Source organism: Pseudomonas sp. P105 (assembly GCF_032614175.1).
GTDB classification, from domain to species: Bacteria; Pseudomonadota; Gammaproteobacteria; order Pseudomonadales; family Pseudomonadaceae; genus Aquipseudomonas; species Aquipseudomonas rhizophila.
This window is the reverse complement of the sequence record NZ_CP126693.1, coordinates 2,474,060-2,495,912: the sequence shown is the minus strand read 5'-3', so window position 1 is coordinate 2,495,912 and position 21,853 is coordinate 2,474,060. Positions and strand designations below refer to the sequence as shown.

The following is a 21,853-nucleotide window of genomic DNA, read 5'->3' as shown; positions in this document are numbered from 1 at the left end:
CCAAGTACTGACAACGTAACCACGGGTTAGTGCCAGCGTGGGGCCGGTGTTTTCACCTCAATACGGGCAAGATGGGGCAATCAAGACAGACGGCGTGTGATCTTGAACCGGCACCGAAGGGGGGGATGCGCTGGCGCAGGTCAATGACCTTGCGCGGTACCCAAAGACTCGGCCATCCGAACGAGGTCGGCGAAAGACTTGGCTTGCATTTTTTTCATGGCATGGGCGCGGTGGATTTTCACGGTGATTTCGCTGAGGTTCATCTGCCCGGCAATCTGCTTGTTCATCAGGCCCTTGGCGGCCAGGGCCATCACCTCTTTTTCGCGGGTGGTCAACGTTGCATAGCGACTGTGCAGGTCCGCAAACTGCTGTTCGATCTCGCGCCGCCGAACGTCGGCCTCAAGCGCGGCAGTTACAGCGTCCAGCAGATCCTGTTCGCGAAAGGGTTTGGCCAGGAAATCCACGGCGCCGGCCTTCATGGCCTTGACCGACATTTCGATGTCACCGTGACCGGTAATGAAAATGATGGGGATACTGGCGTTGGAGGCGGCCAACTGGCTCTGGAAATCCAGGCCACTGCTGCCTTGGAGCCGGACATCCAGCACCAGGCAACTGGGGCCCGCTGTCCTGGGTTGACGCAGAAACTCCGTCGTGGAGGCGAACGTCTCGACACGGATGCCGACGGAGCGCAAAAGATTACTTAACGCCTCACGCATGGAGGCATCGTCATCCACCACAAACACAACAGAACCCTGGCTGCCCGGCTCATCTGACGAGGGATTGCCATTCATGCACGATCCTCTTGGGAGGGGACGAAAAAAGTGTAGCACAGCGTTTTTGCTTGCAGAGTTCGCCCCGGCGGGTGCGCTCGGAGAGCAATAAACTATGCAATAAAGTGTGGTTTCAATGCATCAATCAACGCCAATACATCTCGGGGTCGACGCAAGTAAGCACTGACTTGGGCGCTGTAACTTTCTCCACTGATGCACCAACTGCAAAAGTGTTCGCAGTTATTGGAGAACACCCGATAGCGGTTTTCACCGAGTCTTGAACGCGCCCGATCAACGATCTCACGGCTGGAATAGTTGCATTGCTCTTGAAACCGCCAGACCGGCTTGCCCAGAGCGAAGTGTTCCAGATCAGTCACTTCGATAGGACCCGATCTAAACGAGCTGCTGAAACCCGAGTAATGAGCCACCTCTCCGCCGCCCAGATAAATTCCATGGTGGATATAGAATCGGCGCGGACTGATCAAATGCGCACCGACGGGTATGCTGTCTGCGGACCTCTCGATATCGACCAGCTTCAACGGGACATCTACCATGCGCCCAGGCAGATTGCTGCCGTAACGGGCTGCGGAACACAGATGACGTTCAGGCAGCGGCACACTCAAGCGGTAGAAAACGCTCGTCGTTAACAGTGCCATGCCAATCAGTACTAACGAGCGTAGCGAGGACAACTTATCAACGGTGTTGAGCGTTAAATGATTCATGTTGAATACTCCGCAACCCTTGACCGGTACTCTATCGCGGGGCTGGCGGCGCTTCATTTGTACATGCGATTGGTTTAAGTGACCTCTTTATATACGGTCTTTAAACCTAAGTATGAATAACCTGTTAGGCAGGCCGTTGTCAGCCCAATGTTGGCGCTGACAAAGCTGGGTATGGCCTTCATTGCTGAGCGATGGGCAGCGTGAATTGCACAGTGGCGCCCCGAGGCTGGTTTGCGTGCGCCCGCAGGCAACCGCCGTGGGCCTCGATGATCGAACGACAGATTGACAATCCCAACCCCAGACCGGTGGGCTTGGTGGTATAGAACGAAGTGAAAACCAGATCGGTACTCTGCGAGGCGAAACCTGGCCCTGAATCGCTCACACTCACGACCACATTTCCACCATCGCCCGGCGCCGCGCGGATCAGCAACTGCCGTTCACCTTCGCCGACAGCACTCATCGCCTCCAACGCATTCATGATCAGGTTGAGCAACACCTGCTGCAGCTCGACACGGTCGCCTTCGATAAAAGGCATACCGTCCATCAATTGCGTCTGTATTGAAGCACCGCTCTTGATGATCTGACTGCGGGTAAATTCGATCATCTCGCTGATCGCAGCGTTAATATCCACCAACCCCTTCTGCGGCGGCGCCTTGCGGATATGCCCGCGAATGCGGCCAAGCACATCCGCCGCTCGATTGGCATCGACGATCAGGCGACCAAGGACCTGCCGGACCTCCTCGATCTCCGGTGGTTGGGCGTTCAACCAGCGCAGCGCGGCATCAGCGTTGAGAATGGCCGCAGCGATCGGCTGATTGACTTCGTGGGCGATCGAGGCAACCAACTGCCCCATAGTCGCGACGCGGTTCGCGTGGGCCAGTTCGGTTTGCACCTCGCGATAGCGACGCTCGCTCTCACGGATTTTTTCCTCCGCCAGCTTGCGCTCGGTCAGGTCCAGCACGAAGGCGACCCCTTCCCTGCTGCTGGCTTCGAACGTCACCAGCCCGACGATGACCGGCACGCGGCTGCCATCCTTCCTGAAATATTCCTTCTCATAGGGACTGGCTTGCCCGGTCAGCAGCGCCTGGGCCAACGAGCGCTCGCTGAGTTCGAGAAACTCCGGTACGGTCAGGTCTCTCCAGCGCAGACGGCCCGAGGTGAGGTCCTCTCGCGCATAGCCCACCATGCGCAGGAACGCATCATTGGCCTCAATGATGTCGCCCTCGGCATTCCAGAACAGAATCCCGATGATATTGGCGTCCACCAGGCGCCGGATCTTCGCTTCGCGTTCGGCGACCTCGCGGTAAAGCCGGGCATTTTCCAACGAGATTGCCGCCCGGGAAGCCACCAGTTTCAACACGGCGATCCGGGTCGGGCTGAACACGCGGGCGGCAAGGTTGTTTTCCAGGTAGAGCGCGCCGACGAGCTTGGCCTGATTCATCAAGGGCAGACAGAGAATAGAACGAGCTTGTTGCTGACGGATGTAAGGATCTTCGGCAAACGTCCCGGCAACCAGCGCATCATCAAGAAAAACGGTCTCTTGGGTGCGCAGGACGTGATAAAGGATCGACTCTGGCAACAGCGTCGCGCTCACCGCAACGTCGTGCAATTGTGTGGTGTCGCCGCCGGTGGTGACCTGCGCCGCTACCCGGTACTCACCGCCATCCGGGAGAATCAGCAGCCCACGCTCGGCACCAGCCTGTTCAATCGCCGTGAACATGATCCTGTCGATCAGCTTCTCCAGGACGATTTCTCCCGACACGGCTTGGGAGACCTTGAGAACCGTGGCCAGATCAAGGTGGTCGACGAGAGTCGTCATCGTCGTCGGCCCAAGCGCAGGTTCTTCAGTGCTCAACGACGGGTACTTGCTCTCCAGATGTCGCACCTTGCCCTCGGCCCCCCAGCGCAGGTAACCGTAACGGGCGTCCTGCAGATAGACGCGAGCGATCTTGGCAAAGCCGCGCGCCGCGTAGAAGCGCGACGCCAGTTCATTGGCCAGCGCCTCGATATGCACGAAACCGCTCTGCTGCGCGGCGTCGATGGCCTGCTCGTAGAGTAGCTCGGCGTCGATCACGCGCCCTTCGACCCGGGCAATTTCGGCGCCGACCAGCGCGGCGCGACTCGCGAAGTTCTCCGGGCACTGCTGCGCCCAGGTCTGGAGCTGGCGGTGATCGGCGGCCATCGCGACCAGATACTGCCTCTGCTCATCCATTGGGGCGCTGTCACAGCAGGCGGCCCGCGCCAGGGCGCCATAGAAATGATATTCGGCTTCCTCGAAGAACGCCTGGCAAACCCAGAGCAAACGCTGCGCTTTGGTGGCCGCCTCAAGGGCCGATACAGGATCGTCGGCCAGATAGCGGGCCTGCAGTTTTCGGACCCAGTACAGACACTCAGCCAATACCAGATCCGGGTTGCTGGACAAGTGGGCTTCGGTGTCGATTTCGTTTGACGGGCCGCCATCCAGGCGGCCGAAGCCGCGGGTCAACCCTCGCAGCATCCGGATCAACGCCAGTTGCGTGAGGATGAAATCGGTCACCAGCCCGAAGCGCACCTTCCTGGCATAGGCCAGGCCGCGTTCGGCCTCGTCCTGTACACCGGCCAGCGGCTCACCGGCGAAGAGCAGATCAGCGGTGAGGTTGTTGCCCGCGTAGGCGCCATAGGGCAGATCACCGATCCGGTTCGCCGCCACAAACGAGCGGCGCAACAGGTCTCGGCACTGCTCCACAGGCTTCATCCAGCGCACGGCAAAGCAGGAAAAGCACAAGTACGTGCTGGCCTCGAATCGCGTCAGACCGCGCTTTTCGACGAGTTCGCAGCCCAGCTGACCAAACCGCAAACCCACTTGGTAATCACCGAAACGTCTACCAGCGACCCTGAACAAATTGGCATAGAGCACACAGGACGCATCGCAGTTGCCATGCTCAAGACTCAGGTTGACCGCCTTGCAGATCAACAGGTCCGCCAGGTTCGCTTCGCTCTGCAAGGCTGGCGCGAAGAGCTTGCCCAGCGCGTCGAGGGTCGCCAGGGCGGTCGCGTCTTCCATCAGAGGCAAATCGATAAGCTCCTCAATGGTCCGTTCTCCCAGCAAAGTCCCGATTCGATCATACTCGTGGCGCACGTCATCGTCGCTCGGATGGGCCGACCATACGATCCCCACATGTCGCAGGTAGTCGAGACAGACAGCGACCGCACCGTCACTGCGATCCAGAAGCAGGTAGACGTCCATTAGCAGACAAGCGACGCTGGCGCGTTCGATCACCGTCACAGCACGCTTGGCCAGCGCACTCAGGCGCTCGTCCGCGACACTCAGTTGCCCGGAGAGAAACTCGCACTCGGCCCTGTTGAGTTCCAGGGCGAAGATCAACTCATGGCGAGCCCCCCAGGCATCGTCGCCCAGCATCTGCGCCCCGGCGGTGAGGTAGTTGAGCGCTGAAGCAAAGGCTGTCGACGCCTTGGCCCGTTGACCGGCCATCAGGTTGAACGCCGCCAGTTGCTCTCGCTCGTCCTGGTCAGTGAGCAACGCAGCGCCGCGATTAAGCTGGCCGACGATCTCGAAAATCGCTTCCTCGCGCTCCTGAGCGGACGTTTGCGCCACCAGCAGCCGACCGATACGCAAGTGAGCAGCGGCGCGCAAGTCGGCGGGGATCAGTGTGTAAGCGGCCTCGTGAATACGATCGTGAACAAACCCATAACCACCGTCGCGCCGCTCGACCAGTTCCTGGCGAGTCGCCTCCCAAAAAAGCGCGCGGACCTGAGCCTTGGGCACGCCCAGAGCGGTGGACAGCGCCTTGAACCCGGCGACGCTGCCCAGGCAGGCAAGCTGCTGCAACGCATCTTGCGTTTCGCTCGGCAAGCGAACCAGTTTGCCAACCATCAAGTCCACAATGTTGTCCGTGTAGCCCTTGGCATGAATACGATCGGGGTCCCACCACCACTGCCGAGTTTCATGATCGAAAGTCAGCAGTTGCTCATCGGCCAATGCTTGCAGAAACTGGATCACAAAGAACGGGTTGCCGGCGGTTTTATCCAGAACCAACTGCGCCAAGGGCTCGATGCGTTCAGGTTCGTCATGAAGCGCATCGCCGATCAGTTGCTCGACATGAACTTTGCCCAGCGGCGCCAGCGAGATCTCACCGATCTTGCCACCTGCGCGGCGAATGGCCTCGAGTTTGGCAGTCAACGGATGCGAGGCGTCCACCTCGTTGCTGCGGTATGCCCCTACCAGCATCAAATGCCGCACGTCCGAACTGGTCAACAGATCCGCCAGCAGATCGAGCGTGGCAGCGTCGAGCCATTGCAGATCGTCGAGAAACAGCGCCAGCGGATGCTCCTGGCAGGCAAATACACCAATAAAATGCCGGAACACCAGAAGAAAACGGCGTTGCTCCTGTTGAGGATCAAGCGGCGGCACCGGCGGTGGCTCACCGATGATCAGCTTGAGCTCGGGAATGAGATCGGTCATCAGCCGCGCATTGGCAGCCAGCGCTTGCAGCAAAGCGTCACGCCAGCTCGCCAGTTCCGTGTCGTTCTTGCCCAACAGCGTGCGCACCAGGCTCTGAAAAGCCTGCACCAGCGTTGAATAGGGAACGTCACGCCGATACTGATCGAACTTGCCACTGGCAAAAAGCCCTCGTGGCGGCACCAGCACCTTGTGCAGCTCATTGACCACCGAGGACTTGCCAATACCGGAGTAACCCGTGACCAGCACCAGCTCCGGTGCACTGCTTTCAACGACCCGGGAGAACGCCGCAACCAGGGTAGCGACCTCACGCTCACGCCCGTAGAGCTTTTCCGGAATCAGCAGCCGCTCGGATGCCCCCTGCTCGCCCAGGACGAAGACATTGATCTGGCACAACTGCTGCCAGTCTGCCAGGCACCGTCGCAGATCATGCTCGACACTGGCGGCCGTCTGGTAACGTTCCTCGGCGGTCTTGGCGAGCAGCTTCATGACGATCCGAGAAAGCATTTGGGGAACAGAGGCGACCCGTTCGCGGGGTGACAAGGGCTTTTTGGCGATATGGCAGTGTACCCACTCCATCGGATCGGCTGCCGTGAACGGCAACGAGGCGGTCAACATCTGGTACAGCGTGACGCCGAAAGAATAGAGATCACAGCGCGAATCGATCGAGCGATTCATCCTGCCGGTCTGCTCCGGTGCCATATAGGCGAGCGTACCGGCCAGGGTCTCGGGCGCCTGCCGCTCCCGCGGCAGCCGCGAGGCAAGACCAAAGCCGGTAAGCCGGGCTTGCCCGTCGGTGCAGTTCACCAGGATATGGCTGGGCTTGATGTCCTTATGGACGAGGCCGCACTGGTGGAGCTTGCCCAGCGCCGAGGCGATGCTCACGGCGAGGGGTAAAAAGATTGCCGTGTCCATGGGGACGTTGAGCAACTGCACAAGCGGTTCGCCCCCTGGATCCTCGAGCACCAACTGCATTCGGGTGCCGTCGCGCACCATTTCCAGAGGCCGCACCGACCAGCTACTGTTCAGTTCATCCTTGAGACTAAACTCATGAGCCAGACGGTCAATACAGCCGGGAGGCGGTTGTTCGGCGGCAGGCCGCGCTATCAGGACGTTGCGATCGCCCTCTACGCCCAGTCGTGATTCGCGACAGAAAATTCGCTCGCCATCGTCCCATAATACTTGCATGTGGTTATCCATCGGCACGGATCAATCAGTTGTGTTATAGGCCGCACGCTGCCGTTGGGCTGTCGTCCTGTGTCATATCGCAAGTGCCGATGTCGTCGCGTGGGGCGGCTTCCGTGGCTTGGCTGGAGGACCGTTGATGAGGCTGTACCGGGATCCAGAACGGGTCGTGTTGTCAAAGCCTAGATTAGCGCCTCATCAAAGCCCTTCAAGTGATTTCATTGAGCGACAGCGGATTAATCGGCAATGCGCGCAGACCGGCGGTGGCGAATCTGCACCCGGCGATGGGCGCCAGTCTACGCAGGCAACCAGCCGAGGTCAGTTGTACCCGGGTACAGTGCAAGTATCCCCTGGGTTACGCGCCGCCGACCGTGAGTGAACGAATCAGGCCAACGTCGAGCCTTTAGTCTTAACACGCTATACGTAGGTATACTTTTGCGCCCTTCGAGACCGCGTATCGTGTAATGACGACAGGCGCTGTCACGAGCGACCCACTATGCACGACACCCCAAAACGCAATACCGCGACGATAGCCGTCGTGGATGATGACGAATCCGTTCGGACAGCTCTGGAAGGCTTGTTGCGCTCCAGCGGCTATCAAGTCCAAACCTATCGCAACGCCCTGGCGTTCCTCGACGCCAACACCCTCGCAGAGACGCACTGCCTGATTTCCGATATCCAGATGCCGGGAATGAGCGGTGTGCAGTTGCACGAAAAACTGAACGCGATGGGTTTTCAGATCCCCACCATATTCATTACCGCTTACCCGCACCTGGGTGCCGACACACCGGGACTGGTTGCCTGCCTGCCCAAACCCTGTGAAGCCGGCCGATTGTTAGGCTGCATCGAAACTGCTGTGCTGCAACGGCACTGATCCCAGTAAGCCCCTCGCCTCACCATACCTTCGTATATCTCCCCGCCACTGAGGTATGGCTTTGCTGAACCCATGTAGAAGTGCGCCTGCACGCCCGCGTCAATAACATGAATTCACAGCGAGCATGTCGCTGCCGAAGATTTATCGACGCCATGGCGCACGCTCGCCGGGCAACGCTGCAACCTTTCAGGAACAGGCAATGTCGGCTTTCAGAGAGTCACCCCCACGCATCCTGAAGTTCACGAGCGCAATCGCAACGCTTGGCGTGTTGTCCCTGGCCGGTTGTACGGCAGGCCCCGACTTCATGAAACCGGAAAGCGGGCTGAGGGCCGTAGAGCTGGCACCGCGGCCAGAACACGCGATTGTCGCCCCCATGTCCGATGCGGCAGTGCCCTCCCAATGGTGGTTGCTGTTCAACGACACGTTACTCGCCCAACTGCAATCGCGTGCCCAAGCGGGCAATCTTGATTTACAGATAGCCGGCGAACGCATTGAACAAAGCCGAGCGCAACTGGGCATCGCCTCTTCGCGCCTGTTACCCAGCGTGGATGCCAACGCCAGCTACGCCCGTGAGAGGCTCAGCGAACATGGCAAGTTCGCCGCGCTGGGTGCGCCTGTGGGCCCCGGCAATTTCTGGCAACTAGGCTTCGATGCCAGTTGGGAAATCGACCTTTGGGGCCGAGCGCAACGCGGGCGCGAGGGCGCTGCGGCGACCCTGCAAGCCACCATCCATGATCGCGAAGCCGCACAGGTAGCCTTGTCCGCCGAAGTGGCCAGAACTTATTTGCAATTGCGCGGAACCCAGGCGCAACTGGACATCGCCCAGCAAAACCTGACGATTGCCGAGCGCACGCTGGGGCTTGCCGAAAGCCGTGAGCGCAATGGTGTTGCCACGCGCTTCGAAACCTCGTCCGCTCGCGCGCAATTGGCGACAATCAAGGCCACGGTTCCCGAACTGACCCAACACCGCAATGCACAGATGAACGCACTGGCGTTGCTGCTGGGAGAGCAGCCCCGCGCACTGGATGTACAACTGCGTCAAGCCATGCCCTTGCCGTCGCTTCCAACCCACGTTCCGGTTGGCGTCTCTTCCGAATTGGCTCACCGACGCCCCGACATCCAGCGCGCCGAAGCGCAGCTGCATGCCGCTACCGCAGCCATCGGTGTCGCCAAGGCTGACTTTTACCCGCGTATCGGGCTCAAAGGTCGAATCGGCGTGGAAGCCTTCGAAAGCGGTGATCTCTCCAGTTGGGACTCCCGTGTTTTTTCCATCGGCCCGACGGTCTACTTGCCGATCTTCCAGGGCGGACGATTGACGCAACGCCTGGCCTTGAACGAATCACGGCAAAGAACGGCGGCGATCACCTATCGGCAAACCGTATTGCGAGCCTGGCACGAGGTGGACAATGCCCTGGATGCCTGGGCTGCCCAACAGCGCCAGCACGAGGATTTGCTGGTTTCCTATGAACAGAACCGGCAGGCATTACGTGCCGCCGAACGAGGCTATGAACAAGGTGCAGCCGACTATCTGAGCGTGCTGACCGCGCAACTCAACCTGCTTGCCAGTCAGACCCGCCTCAATGCCAGCGCAACCGACGCCACCCTCACCGTGGTCAATCTCTACAAGTCGCTGGGGGGTGGTTGGGAGGCGGCGACACTGCAGAGCACGCCGCAAGCGAGCATCGATGAGTCGCCCGCGTCTTCATCGGATGACCCGCTGGTCCGTGTCTCGCCTCGCTCAGCTCGCTCAAGGGCCGCCCCATGAATAGCGCCACATTGTTGCCAGCAACCGTCACGGCCAGCATAGCCCCCCAGGCCACGCCTTCAAAACGTCCGCTGGTGGGTCTGCTGGGGATTTTCATCGCCGCGATGATGGCTGGGTTGAATATCCGGGTCGGCGCATTGGCGTTGGCTGACATCAGGGGGGCCATGGGCCTGGGCTTCGACGACGGCTCGTGGTTAACCACGGCGTACAGTGCCGGGGAGTTGATTGCCATGCCCTTTTCAGCCTGGTTCGCCATTACCCTTTCAGTACGACGCCTGGAACTGTGGATGCTCGGCATCTGTGCACTGCTGGCGGCAATCCTGCCCTTGATCCATAACCTGGACCTGCTGCTGGCCTTGCGTTTTGTGCAAGGCATTGCCAGCGGCACGACGATTCCGTTGCTGATGATGGCGGCCCTGAAATTCCTGCCACCGCCCATCCGCCTATATGGTTTGGCGCTGTATGCGATGACCGCGACCTTCGCGCCCAATCTGTCCATCTGGTTGACCGGACACTGGACCGATGGTCTGAATGATTGGCGGTGGGTGTATTGGCAAATCATTCCCCTGGCGCTCATCGCGGGATGCCTGATCGCCTGGGGCCTGCCGAAGGAATCCATCCAGCAGCACCGTTTTCCACAGGCCAACTGGTTCGGCATGGCTTGCGGTGTACCGGCGCTCGGCCTGATTGCCATCGCCCTGGATCAAGGTGTACGGCTGGACTGGTTTCATTCGCCGTTGATCATCTCATCGCTAGTGGCTGGCCTGGCCCTGTTGGCTATCTACCTGGTGAGCGAGTGGTATCACCCTTCACCGTTCATCAAGTTGCAAATCCTGGGACGCCGCAACCTGGGACTGGGCTGCACACTGTTCGTTTCCCTGCTGGTAGTGTTGATGTCCAGTTCACTGTTACCGGCAAGCTATCTCACCCCGCTTCAGCAGTATCGACCGTTGCAGATGGCGTCCATCGGCCTGATCGTCGCGCTGCCACAACTGATCCTTGGGCCGTTGGTGGCAATGCTGCTGTACCAGAAGTGGGTTGATGCCCGCGTGGTATTCGCGTTGGGGCTGCTGCTGATCGCGCTGGCGTGTCTGTGCGGCGCGCAGTTGACCAGCGAATGGAATCGCGACCAGTTCGTCCTGGCGCAAACACTGCAAGCCCTTGGGCAACCGATGGCGGTGGTGTCGATGCTGTTCCTGATCACCAGCGTGGTACAGCCCTCCGAAGGACCTTATGTGTCCGGCACCATCAATACGCTACGCGCCTTCGGCTCGCTGATCGGCGCGGCGGCGGTCACCCAACTGATCACCGTGCGCAGTCGTTTCCATGGGGAAATGTTGCTGGACCAAACCGCCCTGGTCAGCAACATCTCTGCGGTTGCGCCTGAGCCGGCACAGCTGATGGGCATCATCAGCCAGCAGGCGCTGGTGCTATCGATCGCCGACGCCTATCGCGTACTGGGTTTGCTCGCGCTGTTGCTGATTCCTCTCGTGCTGCGGCTGACCTGCATCCCCCCGCCTGTCACGCAAGTAGCCCCGTCACCTTCCTCCTCACACGGGTAACCCACCATGGCCTTACCAAAGAAAGCCCAGATCATCAGTGCCGTGTTGCTCGTCGGGGCAATCGGCGGCGTGCTGTATTTCAATCGTCCCGAATCCAGTGCATCGATCCAGTCCACGGACGATGCGTACGTCCACGCGGACTTCACCACGGTCGCGCCACAGGTATCGGGCACGGTTGAGACGGTGCTGGTCGAAGACAATCAGCCGGTCAACAAAGGCGACCTGCTGGCAACCCTCGATGACCGTGATTTCGTTGCCGCCGTGAACGCCGCCAAAGCCCAGCTCGCCAGCGCCCGTGCCGGAGTCGCCAGCTTGCAAGCACACCTGATCCAACAGGACACCGTCATACGCCAGGCACAGGCAGCGGTCGCCGCGGACAAGGCTGCGCTCAAGTTGGCCAAGGTCAATCATGCCCGTTATCGCAACCTGGCCACCGACGGCTCGGGAACCGTGCAAGCGCAGCAACAGGCCGAAGCGCAATTGAGCGTGCAACTGGCCAGTCGGGATAAAAGCCAGGCGGGTCTTCGGGCGGCTCGCCAGCAGGTAGACGTTCTCAAGGCCGACCTGGAAAAAGCCAAGGCAACCCTCGCCCACGCGCAGGCTGCGCTGGACCTCGCGAGACTGAAGCTGTCCTATACCCGAATCACCGCACCGATCAGCGGCACGATCGGGCAAAAATCGGTGCGCATCGGGGCTTTCGTCAACGCGGGAAAACCTTTGCTGGCAATCGTTCCGCTGGAGGCCGTGTACATCAGCGCGAACTTTCGCGAGACACAACTGGCCCGCGTCAAGACAGGTCAAACCGTGGAAATCGAGGTGGATGCGTTACCGGGCGAGGCGCTGCAAGGCACCGTACAAAGCCTGGGACCGGCCAGCGGCGTCAGCTACTCGACCGTGGCACCGCACAATGCCACGGGCAACTTCACCAAGATCGTCCAACGCTTGCCGGTGCGCATCCGCATCGATCCCGACCAGAGCGCTGCGGCAAAACTGCGGGTAGGCATGTCGGTCACACCGAGTATTCGTATCGGTGAATGATAGCTGGGACTGCCGGGTGCGAAGCGGCCGGAATTTTGCTCGGATGACTTGCGGCAGAGGGATCTGATCCGGATGGGGTATGCACGGCCAGAATCGCCTCCCCCCTCAGTGGCTAGTCGTAAAACGGCTCAACCAAGGTCCGACTGCCAAGAAAAAAGCTGTCCGCCACCAGACGCAACGGCTGCAGGTCCAGGTCGCTGGCCTGGTCAGCAATCAACTGCTGGAAATGCCGATACACCGCCGCGTATTCACCTTCCTGGGAAACGGTCTGGCGAACGCCGTCGATGCTCAGCACTGCCCCACCGTTGTCCAGACGCAGGAGGCCTTCGGTGCAGCGAATCTCGATGCTCCAGAGTTCGTCGTGACCGTGGTCGAAATCGAACTCCGCGCGGACATCCAGGTGTTGCGCATCGGACATCTTGATGCTGGCGGCGATCGGCGATTGGCAGTTACTCGGCACGCGCAGTTCGGCGGACTCAACGAACAGCGGCAGCGCCAGCAGATGGGTCACGATTGAAAACGCGTTGATGCCGGGATCGAAAACACCCAGGCCTCCAGGCTGCCAGATCCAGGCTTGGCCGGGGTGCCACTTGCGTACGTCTTCCTTCCAGTCGATCTTGACGCTTTGCAGGGTGCGGCTGGCGAGCCAGTCACGGGCCGCCTCGATGCCGGGCGCGTAGCGTGAATGCCAGGCGAACAGACCACTGACACCTTGCTCGCGTACCTGATCCACCAACGCCATCGCTTCACCCAGCGTGGCGCAGGGCGGCTTTTCTACCAGCACGTGTTTGCCCGCGGCCAGCGCTTGTTGCACCAATGCGAATCGCCCTTGCGGCGGTGTGCAAAACGCAATCGCATCGACCTGCGGGCCGTTTTCAAGCAGCTCGCCCAGGGACCGGAAATTCTCCACACCGGCGCAGGGCTGCCCTTGGGTGGCGACAGACACCAACTGGAACGCAGGGTTGGCGAGGATAGCGGGAACGTGTTGATCCTGGGCAATCTTGCCGTAGCCCACCAGACCGAGACGAATCGGTTGCATCGATGACTCCTGATTATTTTTGTACTTTTGATGGGCCAGCAAACTAGCGGTAAATCGCGTGGCCGACAATGGCTCGCCACACATGCGCTTGATTGTCGTGGGCGCTACAGCACACGCTTCACGCCTGCCGAGGTTCGCAGGGCGCGCTCATGACGTTGGCAATCCTGCCCAAGAACGGCTCCAGGCGTTCACCCGGCGCGTCGTGCTCCACCACCAGGGCGGTGACTTCTTCACACGACGCCACCTGATAGTGGGCAATGCTGGAGAGTTTTTCATTGGTCACGGCCACCACCACCTGACCGCTCGCCGCGACGACCGCGCGCTTGAACTCCGCGTCATCCAGGCCGAACGCTGTGATGCCATTGTCCGGGTCGATGGCGCAAGCGCCGAGAAAACACAGGTCAACATTGAACTGCCGCAGTTGCTGCACAGCCGCCAGCCCGATCACTCCGCCCGACGCCGTGTTCACGCGTCCGCCCAACAGGATCACCTCGGCGCAGGGCAGCTTCATCAATTGCACGGCAATCAACGGCGAATTGGTGCTCAGCGTCAACTTAAGGCGTGGATCGATGGCGCCGGCAATCGCCAGGTTGGTCGAGCCGGCATCGATGAACACATGCTGGCCCGCCCTCAGCAACGAGGCCGCCGCCAGGCCGAGACTGTCCTTGCGCTCGACGTTCTGCCGTACTCGAACGGCCATCGGCCGTTCCACGGCCGGCAACAGGATCGCGCCGCCATAGACGCGCTTGCATAACCCCGCCGCCGCCAATACGCCAAGATCGCGCCGTATCGAGTGCTCGGAGACATTGAATTCGCTGGCCAGATCGGCCGCAATCACCCGACCATACAGGGCCAGACGCTCGCTGATCCGTTGCTGGCGTTCACCGGGGAACACTTCGTGAGTTGAAGTCATGGCATCTATAACCTTCATAAACGAGCACTAATTATCACTAACGAGCAAATATGCCGATTGCAGAGCCTCTCGTCAAACCTCAACGCCGGGGCAGCGGACCCAAGTGAATCTGCCCCCTCTTCCCCACAGGCAAAAAAAACCCCGCCACCGAATGCGGTGCGGGGTAAAAAAATGGTTGGTTGCGGCCAACCAAAGGAGCACGGTGAAAAACCTGTACGGGCCGGCCTCAGATGCAGTCCTGTGCGGCACGTTCAAAACTCGAAGGCAGGAAGCTGGAAGCCAACAGACGCCGCTCGTAGATGAATACCTTGCCACCGTTCCCGGTCTTGTAGGCTTCCAGCACGTTGTCCGCCGACACCTTGCTTGGCACCACGATCCGGTAGCTGCGTTGGGACTGGGAGACGGTCGGGCTCATCGCGTGGTCCTGCAATTTCGGCACGACACAGTCGGCGTACTGGGCCGGCGTCTTGCTGGTCTGCAAGGTCAGGGTCGGGTCGTTCGGCGCGCTGGCACAACCGGCGAGCAACAAGGAGGCAAACGCCATGGAAGACGCAAATAAAAGGCGCATTGGTCTGGTCCTGAAAATAAAAGGTTGGTTCATCAGGCAACGGAACTGCGTTACGGGTTGCCGCCACTGCCAAGTGCATCTGGTGTGTGGCGGTCAGATGAGTGAAACCTCATCGCCCAACTGCTTGAGTTACCTGTTCGATGGGGGGGGATTTTCCAGGCATTGCCGACAAAACAGAACTTGTGTTTCGTAATGATCACTATTGCTTCCAGCAATAGTTGCGGGCGGTGAAGACCGGTTCAGTGGCCTGTGCCGCCCCCCTGCTGATATTCGCGGGGCGTACAGCCAAACTCTCGACGAAACACCGTGTGCAGGTACTGCGCCGATTTGAAGCCGCAGTTCTGGGCGATGTCGGCAATCGCCGAGTCGGTGTTTTCCAAGCCCTGGGCGGCGGCGGCCAGTTTGAAGCGCAGGATCTCGTCGTGCACGCTGCAGCCCCGCGCCTTGCGAAAGTGCGCTTCCAGGGAGGAACGCGACACGCCCACATAGGCCGCCACCTGAGCGGTCTTGATGCCCTGGCAGGCATATTGGCGAATGAACAGCAGCGCTTGCATGACGTAAGGGTTGCCTAACGGTTGGTGCAGACTCGAGGCCTGGACGTTGATCGCATCCGGGGGTATCAGCACCTGCGTACCCGTGGACGGCATGCCGTGCAGCATCTGATGGAGCAGGCGCGCGGCGGTCCGACCCATGGTTTCGGTGCCCTGGATCACCGAACTCAGCGGCACCCGCGTCAGGGTGCGGGTCAGGGGGTCGTTGTCGATGCCGATCAGTGCCACCTGCTCCGGCACGGCGATTCCGGCGGTCAGGCAGGCCTGCAGCAGTTGCCGGGCACGGGCGTCACTGACGGCGATGATACCAATGGGTTTGGGCAGGCTTTGCAGCCAGGCGATCTGTTGTTCGACGGCGCTGTCCCAGAGCGGCGCGCTGGTGCCCATGCCGCGATAGACCTCGGCGTGCAGACCATCGCGTTGCAGCAGCCGGCGAAAGGCGTTTTCCCGTTCCTGGGCCCAGCGATTGGCTTGTGCTTGCGGCAGGCTGAAGCAGGCAAAGCGCGTCAACCCGGCCTCGATCAAGTGCTCGTACGCCAGCTTCATCAAGGCCTCATTGTCGGTGGCGACATAGGGAATGCCCTTCGGATAAGCGCGCTCATCCTGGTAAGAGCCGCCCACCGCCACCACCGGCAAGCCGATCCCGGTCAGCGCTTCGCCGATCAGCGGGTCATCGAAGTCGGCAATGATCCCGTCGCCCTGCCAGCGTTCGATGCCTTTCAACCGACAGAGAAAATCTTCCTCAAGGAACAGGTCCCAGGACGCGCGGGTGCTGCTCAGGTAGTTGCCGATGCCGCTGATGATGCCTCGGTCGTAGATCTTGCTGCCGTTGAACAACAACGCAATGCGGTGAACGGGCGGGACGGTTTTCATGGTTTTTACCCTGGGCCGATGACCACAGACTAGGCGCGTGACCGTCGGATCTCAATACTCAAAATCGCACTGTGCCTTGGTGATTTTCATAATCAGCGGCCACCGGGCCGGCGTTAGTATCGATACACCGCCAAGAACAATAAGGAAATCGCCCATGTCGTACTTTCCCGCCATCGACAAGGTTCGCTACGAAGGCCCTGCCAGCGACTCGCCTCTTGCTTTTCGCCACTACGACGCCGACAAACTCGTGCTCGGCAAGCCCATGCGCGAACATCTGCGCATGGCGGTGTGCTACTGGCATACCTTTGTCTGGCCGGGATCCGATGTGTTCGGCGCCGGCACCTTCCAACGCCCGTGGCAGCACGCCGGCGACCCGATGGAACTGGCCATCGGCAAGGCCGAAGCGGCCTTCGAGTTCTTCTCCAAACTGGGCATCGACTACTACTGCTTTCATGACACCGATGTCGCCCCGGAAGGCCACTCGCTGAAGGAGTATCGCAACCACTTCGCGCAGATGGTCGACCACCTGGAGCGTCACCAGGAACAAACCGGGATCAAGCTGCTGTGGGGCACCGCCAACTGCTTCAGCAACCCGCGCTTTGCCGCAGGCGCCGCCAGCAACCCGAACCCGCAAGTGTTCGCCTGCGCCGCCGCCCAAGTGTTCAGCGCGATGAACGCCACCCAGCGTCTCAAGGGGGCCAACTACGTGTTGTGGGGCGGTCGTGAAGGTTACGAGACCCTGCTCAATACCGATCTGAAACGCGAGCGCGAACAACTGGGCCGCTTCATGGGCATGGTGGTCGAGCACAAGCACAAGATCGGTTTCAAGGGCGATCTGCTGATCGAGCCCAAGCCGCAGGAACCGACCAAGCACCAATACGATTACGACAGCGCCACGGTGTTCGGCTTCCTGCAACAGTTCGGCCTGGAAAAGGAGATCAAGGTCAACATCGAGGCCAACCATGCGACCCTGGCCGGGCACAGTTTCCATCATGAGATCGCCACAGCCGTCTCCCTGGGGATCTTCGGCAGTATCGACGCCAACCGTGGCGATCCGCAGAACGGCTGGGACACTGACCAGTTCCCCAACAGCGTCGAAGAGATGACCCTGGCCACCTATGAAATCCTCAAGGCCGGCGGGTTCAGCAATGGCGGCTTCAACTTCGACTCCAAGGTCCGTCGTCAGAGCCTGGACGAGATTGACCTGTTCCACGGCCACGTCGCGGCCATGGACGTCCTCGCCCTGGCCCTGGAACGTGCAGCGGCGATGGTGCAGAACGACCGCCTCCAGCAGTTCAAGGACCAACGCTACGCCGGCTGGCAGCAACCGTTCGGTCAGGCGGTGCTGGCGGGTGAGTTCAGCCTCGCTTCACTGGCCGAACACGCCTTCGACAACGAGCTCAATCCACAGGCTGTGAGTGGTCGGCAAGAGATGCTCGAAAACGTGGTCAACCGGTTCATCTACCCCTGACACCAGGCCCCGTTCGCTGCGCAGAGGTTGTTACATTCTCGCGACAAATCTCTGCTCGCGGCACGCCGGGAGTCTCTACAGTTCTACCCGCATCACGTTCATCGTCAGGCAGTGTCTTTCGAACAACAATAAAAGGACGCACCACCATGAAAAAACTGAAACTCACGCTGCTCGCCGGCGCCCTCGCCCTGCTCTCGCTTCCGGTCATGGCCGACGCCACCAACCCGAAAATCGGTTTCTCCATCGATGATCTGCGCCTGGAACGCTGGTCGCGGGACCGTGACTACTTCGTCGCGGCGGCGGAAAAAATGGACGCCAAAGTCTTCGTCCAGTCGGCCGATGCCAACGAGCAGAAACAGATTTCCCAGATCGAAAACCTCATCTCCCGGGGCGTCGATGTGATCGTCATCGTACCGTTCAACGCCACCGTGTTGACCAATGCCGTGGCCGAAGCCAAGAAGGCCGGGATCAAGGTGGTGTCCTATGACCGCCTGATCCTCAATGCCGATATCGACGCCTACATTTCCTTCGATAACGAAAAAGTCGGCGAGATGCAGGCCAGCGGCGTGTTGAAAGCCGCGCCCAAGGGCAACTACTTCTTGCTCGGCGGCGCGCCCACGGACAACAACGCCAAGGTCCTGCGCGAAGGCCAGATGAAAGTGCTGCAACCGGCCATCGACAAGGGCGATATCAAGATTGTCGGGCAACAGTGGGTCAAGGAATGGAACCCCACCGAAGCCTTGAGCATCGTTGAAAACGCCCTGACCCGGAACGACAACAAGATCGATGGCATCGTCGCCTCCAACGACGCCACCGCAGGTGGTGCCATCCAGGCACTGGCCGCGCAGAAAATGGCCGGCAAGGTGCCGATCTCGGGCCAGGACGCCGACCTGGCAGCGGTCAAGCGAGTGATCGACGGCACCCAGACCATGACCGTCTACAAGCCGCTGAAACTGATCGCCACCGAAGCGGCCAAGCTCTCGGTGCAACTGGCGCGTAACGAGAAACCCACCTACACCTCGCAATACGACAATGGCAGCAAGAAAGTCGACACCATCCTGCTCACCCCGACCCCGTTGACCAAGGACAACATCGACCTGCTGGAAAAAGATGGGTTCTATACCAAGGCGCAGATCGCTGGGCAGTGATCCTGGGACAACCCCTGGGTGAATGAGACCTGTGGGAGCGAGCCTGCTCGCGATAGCGGTGGTTCAGCTTGCATCGATGTTGTATGTGCTGCCGCCATCGCGAGCAGGCTCGCTCCCACAGGGGCTTTGCTTGGCTAGCTGCATCTGAGATGCCTGGCCCCAGGGCTGTCACCACCTCTGCCTATGTGTGAGCCCTTTTCATATGAGCCCTCGCCATGTCCGACTACCTGCTGCAAATGAACGGCATCGTCAAAAGCTTCGGCGGTGTCAAAGCCCTCAATGGCATCGACATCAAGGTCAGGCCGGGTGAATGCGTCGGCCTGTGCGGTGAGAACGGCGCCGGTAAATCCACGCTGATGAAAGTCCTGTCGGCGGTCTACCCGTACGGCACCTGGGACGGTGAAATTGTCTGGGACGGACAGCCGCTAAAGGCGCAGTCCATCAGCGAAACCGAAGCTGCCGGGATCGTCATCATTCATCAGGAACTGACCCTGGTCCCCGACCTGTCGGTGGCCGAAAACATCTTCATGGGCCACGAGCTGACGCTGCCCGGCGGACGCATGAACTACCCGGCAATGATCCACCGTGCCGAAGCCCTGATGCGTGAACTCAAGGTGCCGGACATGAACGTCTCGCTGCCGGTTTCACAATACGGCGGGGGTTACCAGCAGTTGGTGGAAATCGCCAAGGCGCTGAACAAACAGGCGCGCCTGCTGATTCTCGATGAACCCTCCTCGGCCCTGACCCGCTCGGAAATCGAGGTGCTGCTGGACATCCTCCGCGACCTCAAGGCCAAGGGCGTCGCCTGCGTGTACATCTCCCACAAGCTCGATGAAGTGGCCGCCGTATGCGACACCATTGCGGTGATCCGCGACGGCAAACACATCGCCACCACCGCCATGACCGACATGGACATCCCGAAGATCATCACCCAGATGGTCGGACGAGAAATGAGCAACCTCTACCCCACCGAACCCCATGACATCGGCGAGGTGATTTTCGAGGCGCGCCATATCACCTGCTACGACGTCGACAACCCCAAACGCAAACGGGTCGACGACATTTCGTTCGTCCTCAAGCGCGGGGAAATCCTCGGCATCGCCGGGCTGGTCGGCGCCGGTCGCACGGAACTGGTGTCGGCGCTGTTCGGCGCCTACCCCGGCCGCCATGAAGGCGAAGTCTGGCTCGACGGCCAACCGATCGACACGCGCACGCCCCTCAAGTCAATCCGCGCAGGCCTGTGCATGGTGCCTGAAGACCGCAAGCGCCAAGGCATCATTCCCGACCTGGGGGTGGGCCAGAACATCACCCTGGCGGTGCTGGACAACTACTCGAAAATGACCCGCATCGACACCGAAGCGGAGTTGGGCAGCATCGACCGGGAAATCTCGCGCATGCACCTCAAGACCGCGAGCCCGTTCCTGCCGATCACCAGCCTCTCCGGCGGCAACCAGCAAAAAGCCGTGCTAGCCAAAATGCTGCTGACCCAACCGCGCGTGCTGATTCTCGATGAGCCGACCCGGGGCGTGGATGTCGGCGCCAAGTACGAGATCTACAAGCTGATGGGCGCGCTGGCCGCCGAAGGCGTGTCGATCATCATGGTGTCCTCGGAGCTGGCCGAAGTGCTGGGGGTGTCCGACCGCGTGCTGGTGATCGGCGAAGGCCAATTGCGCGGTGATTTCATCAACCACGAACTCACCCAGGAACAGGTGCTCGCCGCCGCCCTCAGCCACCCCGAAGACCATAACAATAATGATCGGAAGTCCGCGTAGATGAATCAGGTCAAGCAACTCTTCAGCCGCTACAAAATGCTCGCGCTGGTGATCGCCGTGGCGGTGATCTGGCTGTTTTTCAGTTGGCAGACCGAGGGCGGGTTCCTGACCCCGCGCAACCTCTCCAACCTGCTGCGGCAGATGTCCATCACCGGGATTCTGGCCTGCGGCATGGTGCTGGTGATCATCAGCGGCGAGATCGATCTGTCGGTGGGTTCACTGCTTGGATTGCTCGGTGGCCTGGCGGCGATTCTCGACGTGATCTATCACATCCCGCTGCTGGCGAACCTGAGCCTGGTCGCCTTGTGCGGCCTGATGATTGGCCTGGGTAACGGCTACATGACCGCCTACCTGCGCATCCCGTCGTTCATTGTCGGCCTGGGCGGCATGCTCGCCTTTCGCGGCATTCTGCTGGGGATTACCGACGGCACCACCATCGCCCCGGTGTCACCGGAGCTGGTCTACATCGGCCAGGGTTATTTGCCGCACTCCGTCGGCACGGGCCTGGGCGTGCTGCTGTTTGCCTTGACCCTGTTCCTGACCTGGAAACAGCGGCGCAATCGCGCCCTGCATGGCCTGGCGGCCCACTCACTGATGCGTGACGTATTACGCGTGGTGCTGATCGGCGCGGTGCTGACCGGGTTCGTCTATACCCTCAACAGCTACGACGGTATTCCGGTTCCCGTGCTGCTTCTGCTGATGCTGCTCGGCGTGTTCAGCTACGTCACCAGCCAGACCGTGTTCGGACGGCGGGTCTACTCGGTGGGCAGCAACATGGAAGCCACGCGCCTGTCCGGCATCAATGTACAGGCGGTGAAGCTGTGGATCTTCGGCATCATGGGCGTGATGTGCGCCCTCGCCGGCGTGGTCAACACCGCGCGCCTGGCCGCGGGCTCACCCTCGGCCGGCAGCATGGGCGAACTCGACGCCATCGCCGCCTGCTTCATCGGCGGCACCTCCATGCGCGGCGGCTCCGGCACCGTCTACGGCGCCCTGCTCGGCGCGCTGGTGATCACCAGCCTGGACAATGGCATGTCCATGCTCGACGTCGACAGTTATTGGCAGATGATCGTCAAGGGCAGCATTCTGGTGCTGGCGGTGTGGGTGGATGTGAGTACACGCACGGGGCGGCGTTGACCTGTA

15 protein-coding genes are annotated in these 21,853 nt (G+C 60.5%); 8 read left to right on the top strand and 7 right to left on the bottom strand.

The features are described 5' to 3' along the window. Window positions 1-140: 140 nt before the first annotated feature. From QOM08_RS11345 to QOM08_RS11335, 3 genes are all read right to left on the bottom strand, one after another. Complete coding sequence (locus QOM08_RS11345) at window positions 141-791, bottom strand: response regulator transcription factor (RefSeq protein WP_139050501.1); 651 nt, start codon at window positions 789-791, stop codon at window positions 141-143. A 92-nt stretch (window positions 792-883) separates the two neighbouring features. After that, window positions 884-1,492 carry a lecithin retinol acyltransferase family protein gene (locus QOM08_RS11340; RefSeq protein WP_139050502.1) on the bottom strand — a complete coding sequence of 203 codons (609 nt, stop codon included), beginning with the start codon at window positions 1,490-1,492 and terminating at the stop codon, window positions 884-886. Between the two features lie 178 nt (window positions 1,493-1,670). Beyond that, window positions 1,671-7,139, bottom strand: a complete 5,469-nt coding sequence (locus QOM08_RS11335) for an AAA family ATPase (RefSeq protein WP_139050503.1) — start codon at window positions 7,137-7,139, stop codon at window positions 1,671-1,673. A 493-nt stretch (window positions 7,140-7,632) separates the two neighbouring features. On the opposite strand from QOM08_RS11335, the gene QOM08_RS11330 reads away from it, so the two are divergent. From QOM08_RS11330 to QOM08_RS11315, 4 genes are all read left to right on the top strand, one after another. Then, on the top strand, window positions 7,633-8,010 hold the full coding sequence (locus QOM08_RS11330; RefSeq protein WP_107321664.1) for a response regulator transcription factor: 378 nt from the start codon (window positions 7,633-7,635) through the stop codon (window positions 8,008-8,010). Window positions 8,011-8,209: 199 nt separating this feature from the next. Then, window positions 8,210-9,775 carry an efflux transporter outer membrane subunit gene (locus QOM08_RS11325; protein WP_139050504.1) on the top strand — a complete coding sequence of 522 codons (1,566 nt, stop codon included), beginning with the start codon at window positions 8,210-8,212 and terminating at the stop codon, window positions 9,773-9,775. Next, window positions 9,772-11,337: an MFS transporter gene (locus QOM08_RS11320; RefSeq protein WP_139050505.1), complete on the top strand. Its 1,566-nt coding sequence runs from the start codon at window positions 9,772-9,774 to the stop codon at window positions 11,335-11,337. The genes QOM08_RS11325 and QOM08_RS11320 overlap by 4 nt, the downstream gene beginning before the upstream one ends. A gap of 6 nt (window positions 11,338-11,343) precedes the next feature. After that, window positions 11,344-12,375: an HlyD family secretion protein gene (locus QOM08_RS11315; RefSeq protein ID WP_139050506.1), complete on the top strand. Its 1,032-nt coding sequence runs from the start codon at window positions 11,344-11,346 to the stop codon at window positions 12,373-12,375. A gap of 112 nt (window positions 12,376-12,487) precedes the next feature. Here QOM08_RS11315 and QOM08_RS11310 read toward each other — a convergent pair whose 3' ends face one another. The 4 genes from QOM08_RS11310 to QOM08_RS11295 all read right to left on the bottom strand — a co-directional run bounded on the left by QOM08_RS11310 (window position 12,488) and on the right by QOM08_RS11295 (window position 16,319). Then, on the bottom strand, window positions 12,488-13,414 hold the full coding sequence (locus QOM08_RS11310) for a Gfo/Idh/MocA family protein (RefSeq protein ID WP_047228922.1): 927 nt from the start codon (window positions 13,412-13,414) through the stop codon (window positions 12,488-12,490). Between the two features lie 118 nt (window positions 13,415-13,532). Beyond that, complete coding sequence (locus tag QOM08_RS11305; protein ID WP_076385256.1) at window positions 13,533-14,327, bottom strand: DeoR/GlpR family DNA-binding transcription regulator; 795 nt, start codon at window positions 14,325-14,327, stop codon at window positions 13,533-13,535. A gap of 226 nt (window positions 14,328-14,553) precedes the next feature. Continuing rightward, a complete protein-coding gene (locus QOM08_RS11300; protein WP_139050507.1) occupies window positions 14,554-14,895 on the bottom strand; it encodes a hypothetical protein in 342 nt (113 codons plus the stop codon). Between the two features lie 239 nt (window positions 14,896-15,134). Continuing rightward, on the bottom strand, window positions 15,135-16,319 hold the full coding sequence (locus QOM08_RS11295; protein WP_047228919.1) for a XylR family transcriptional regulator: 1,185 nt from the start codon (window positions 16,317-16,319) through the stop codon (window positions 15,135-15,137). 154 nt (window positions 16,320-16,473) lie between these two features. Between QOM08_RS11295 and xylA the strand changes: the two genes are divergently transcribed. The 4 genes from xylA to QOM08_RS11275 all read left to right on the top strand — a co-directional run bounded on the left by xylA (window position 16,474) and on the right by QOM08_RS11275 (window position 21,847). Then, window positions 16,474-17,790 (top strand): xylose isomerase, encoded by a 1,317-nt coding sequence (gene xylA, locus QOM08_RS11290; protein WP_316912964.1) that lies wholly within the window; start codon window positions 16,474-16,476, stop codon window positions 17,788-17,790. 146 nt (window positions 17,791-17,936) lie between these two features. Beyond that, window positions 17,937-18,938 (top strand): D-xylose ABC transporter substrate-binding protein, encoded by a 1,002-nt coding sequence (xylF, locus tag QOM08_RS11285; protein ID WP_047228917.1) that lies wholly within the window; start codon window positions 17,937-17,939, stop codon window positions 18,936-18,938. A gap of 215 nt (window positions 18,939-19,153) precedes the next feature. Continuing rightward, window positions 19,154-20,710, top strand: a complete 1,557-nt coding sequence (gene xylG, locus QOM08_RS11280) for a D-xylose ABC transporter ATP-binding protein (protein ID WP_316912963.1) — start codon at window positions 19,154-19,156, stop codon at window positions 20,708-20,710. Next, entirely contained in the window at window positions 20,711-21,847 is a 1,137-nt protein-coding gene (locus tag QOM08_RS11275; protein ID WP_316912962.1) for a sugar ABC transporter permease, read from the top strand. It abuts the gene before it with no gap. The last annotated feature ends 6 nt before the right edge of the window (window positions 21,848-21,853 follow it).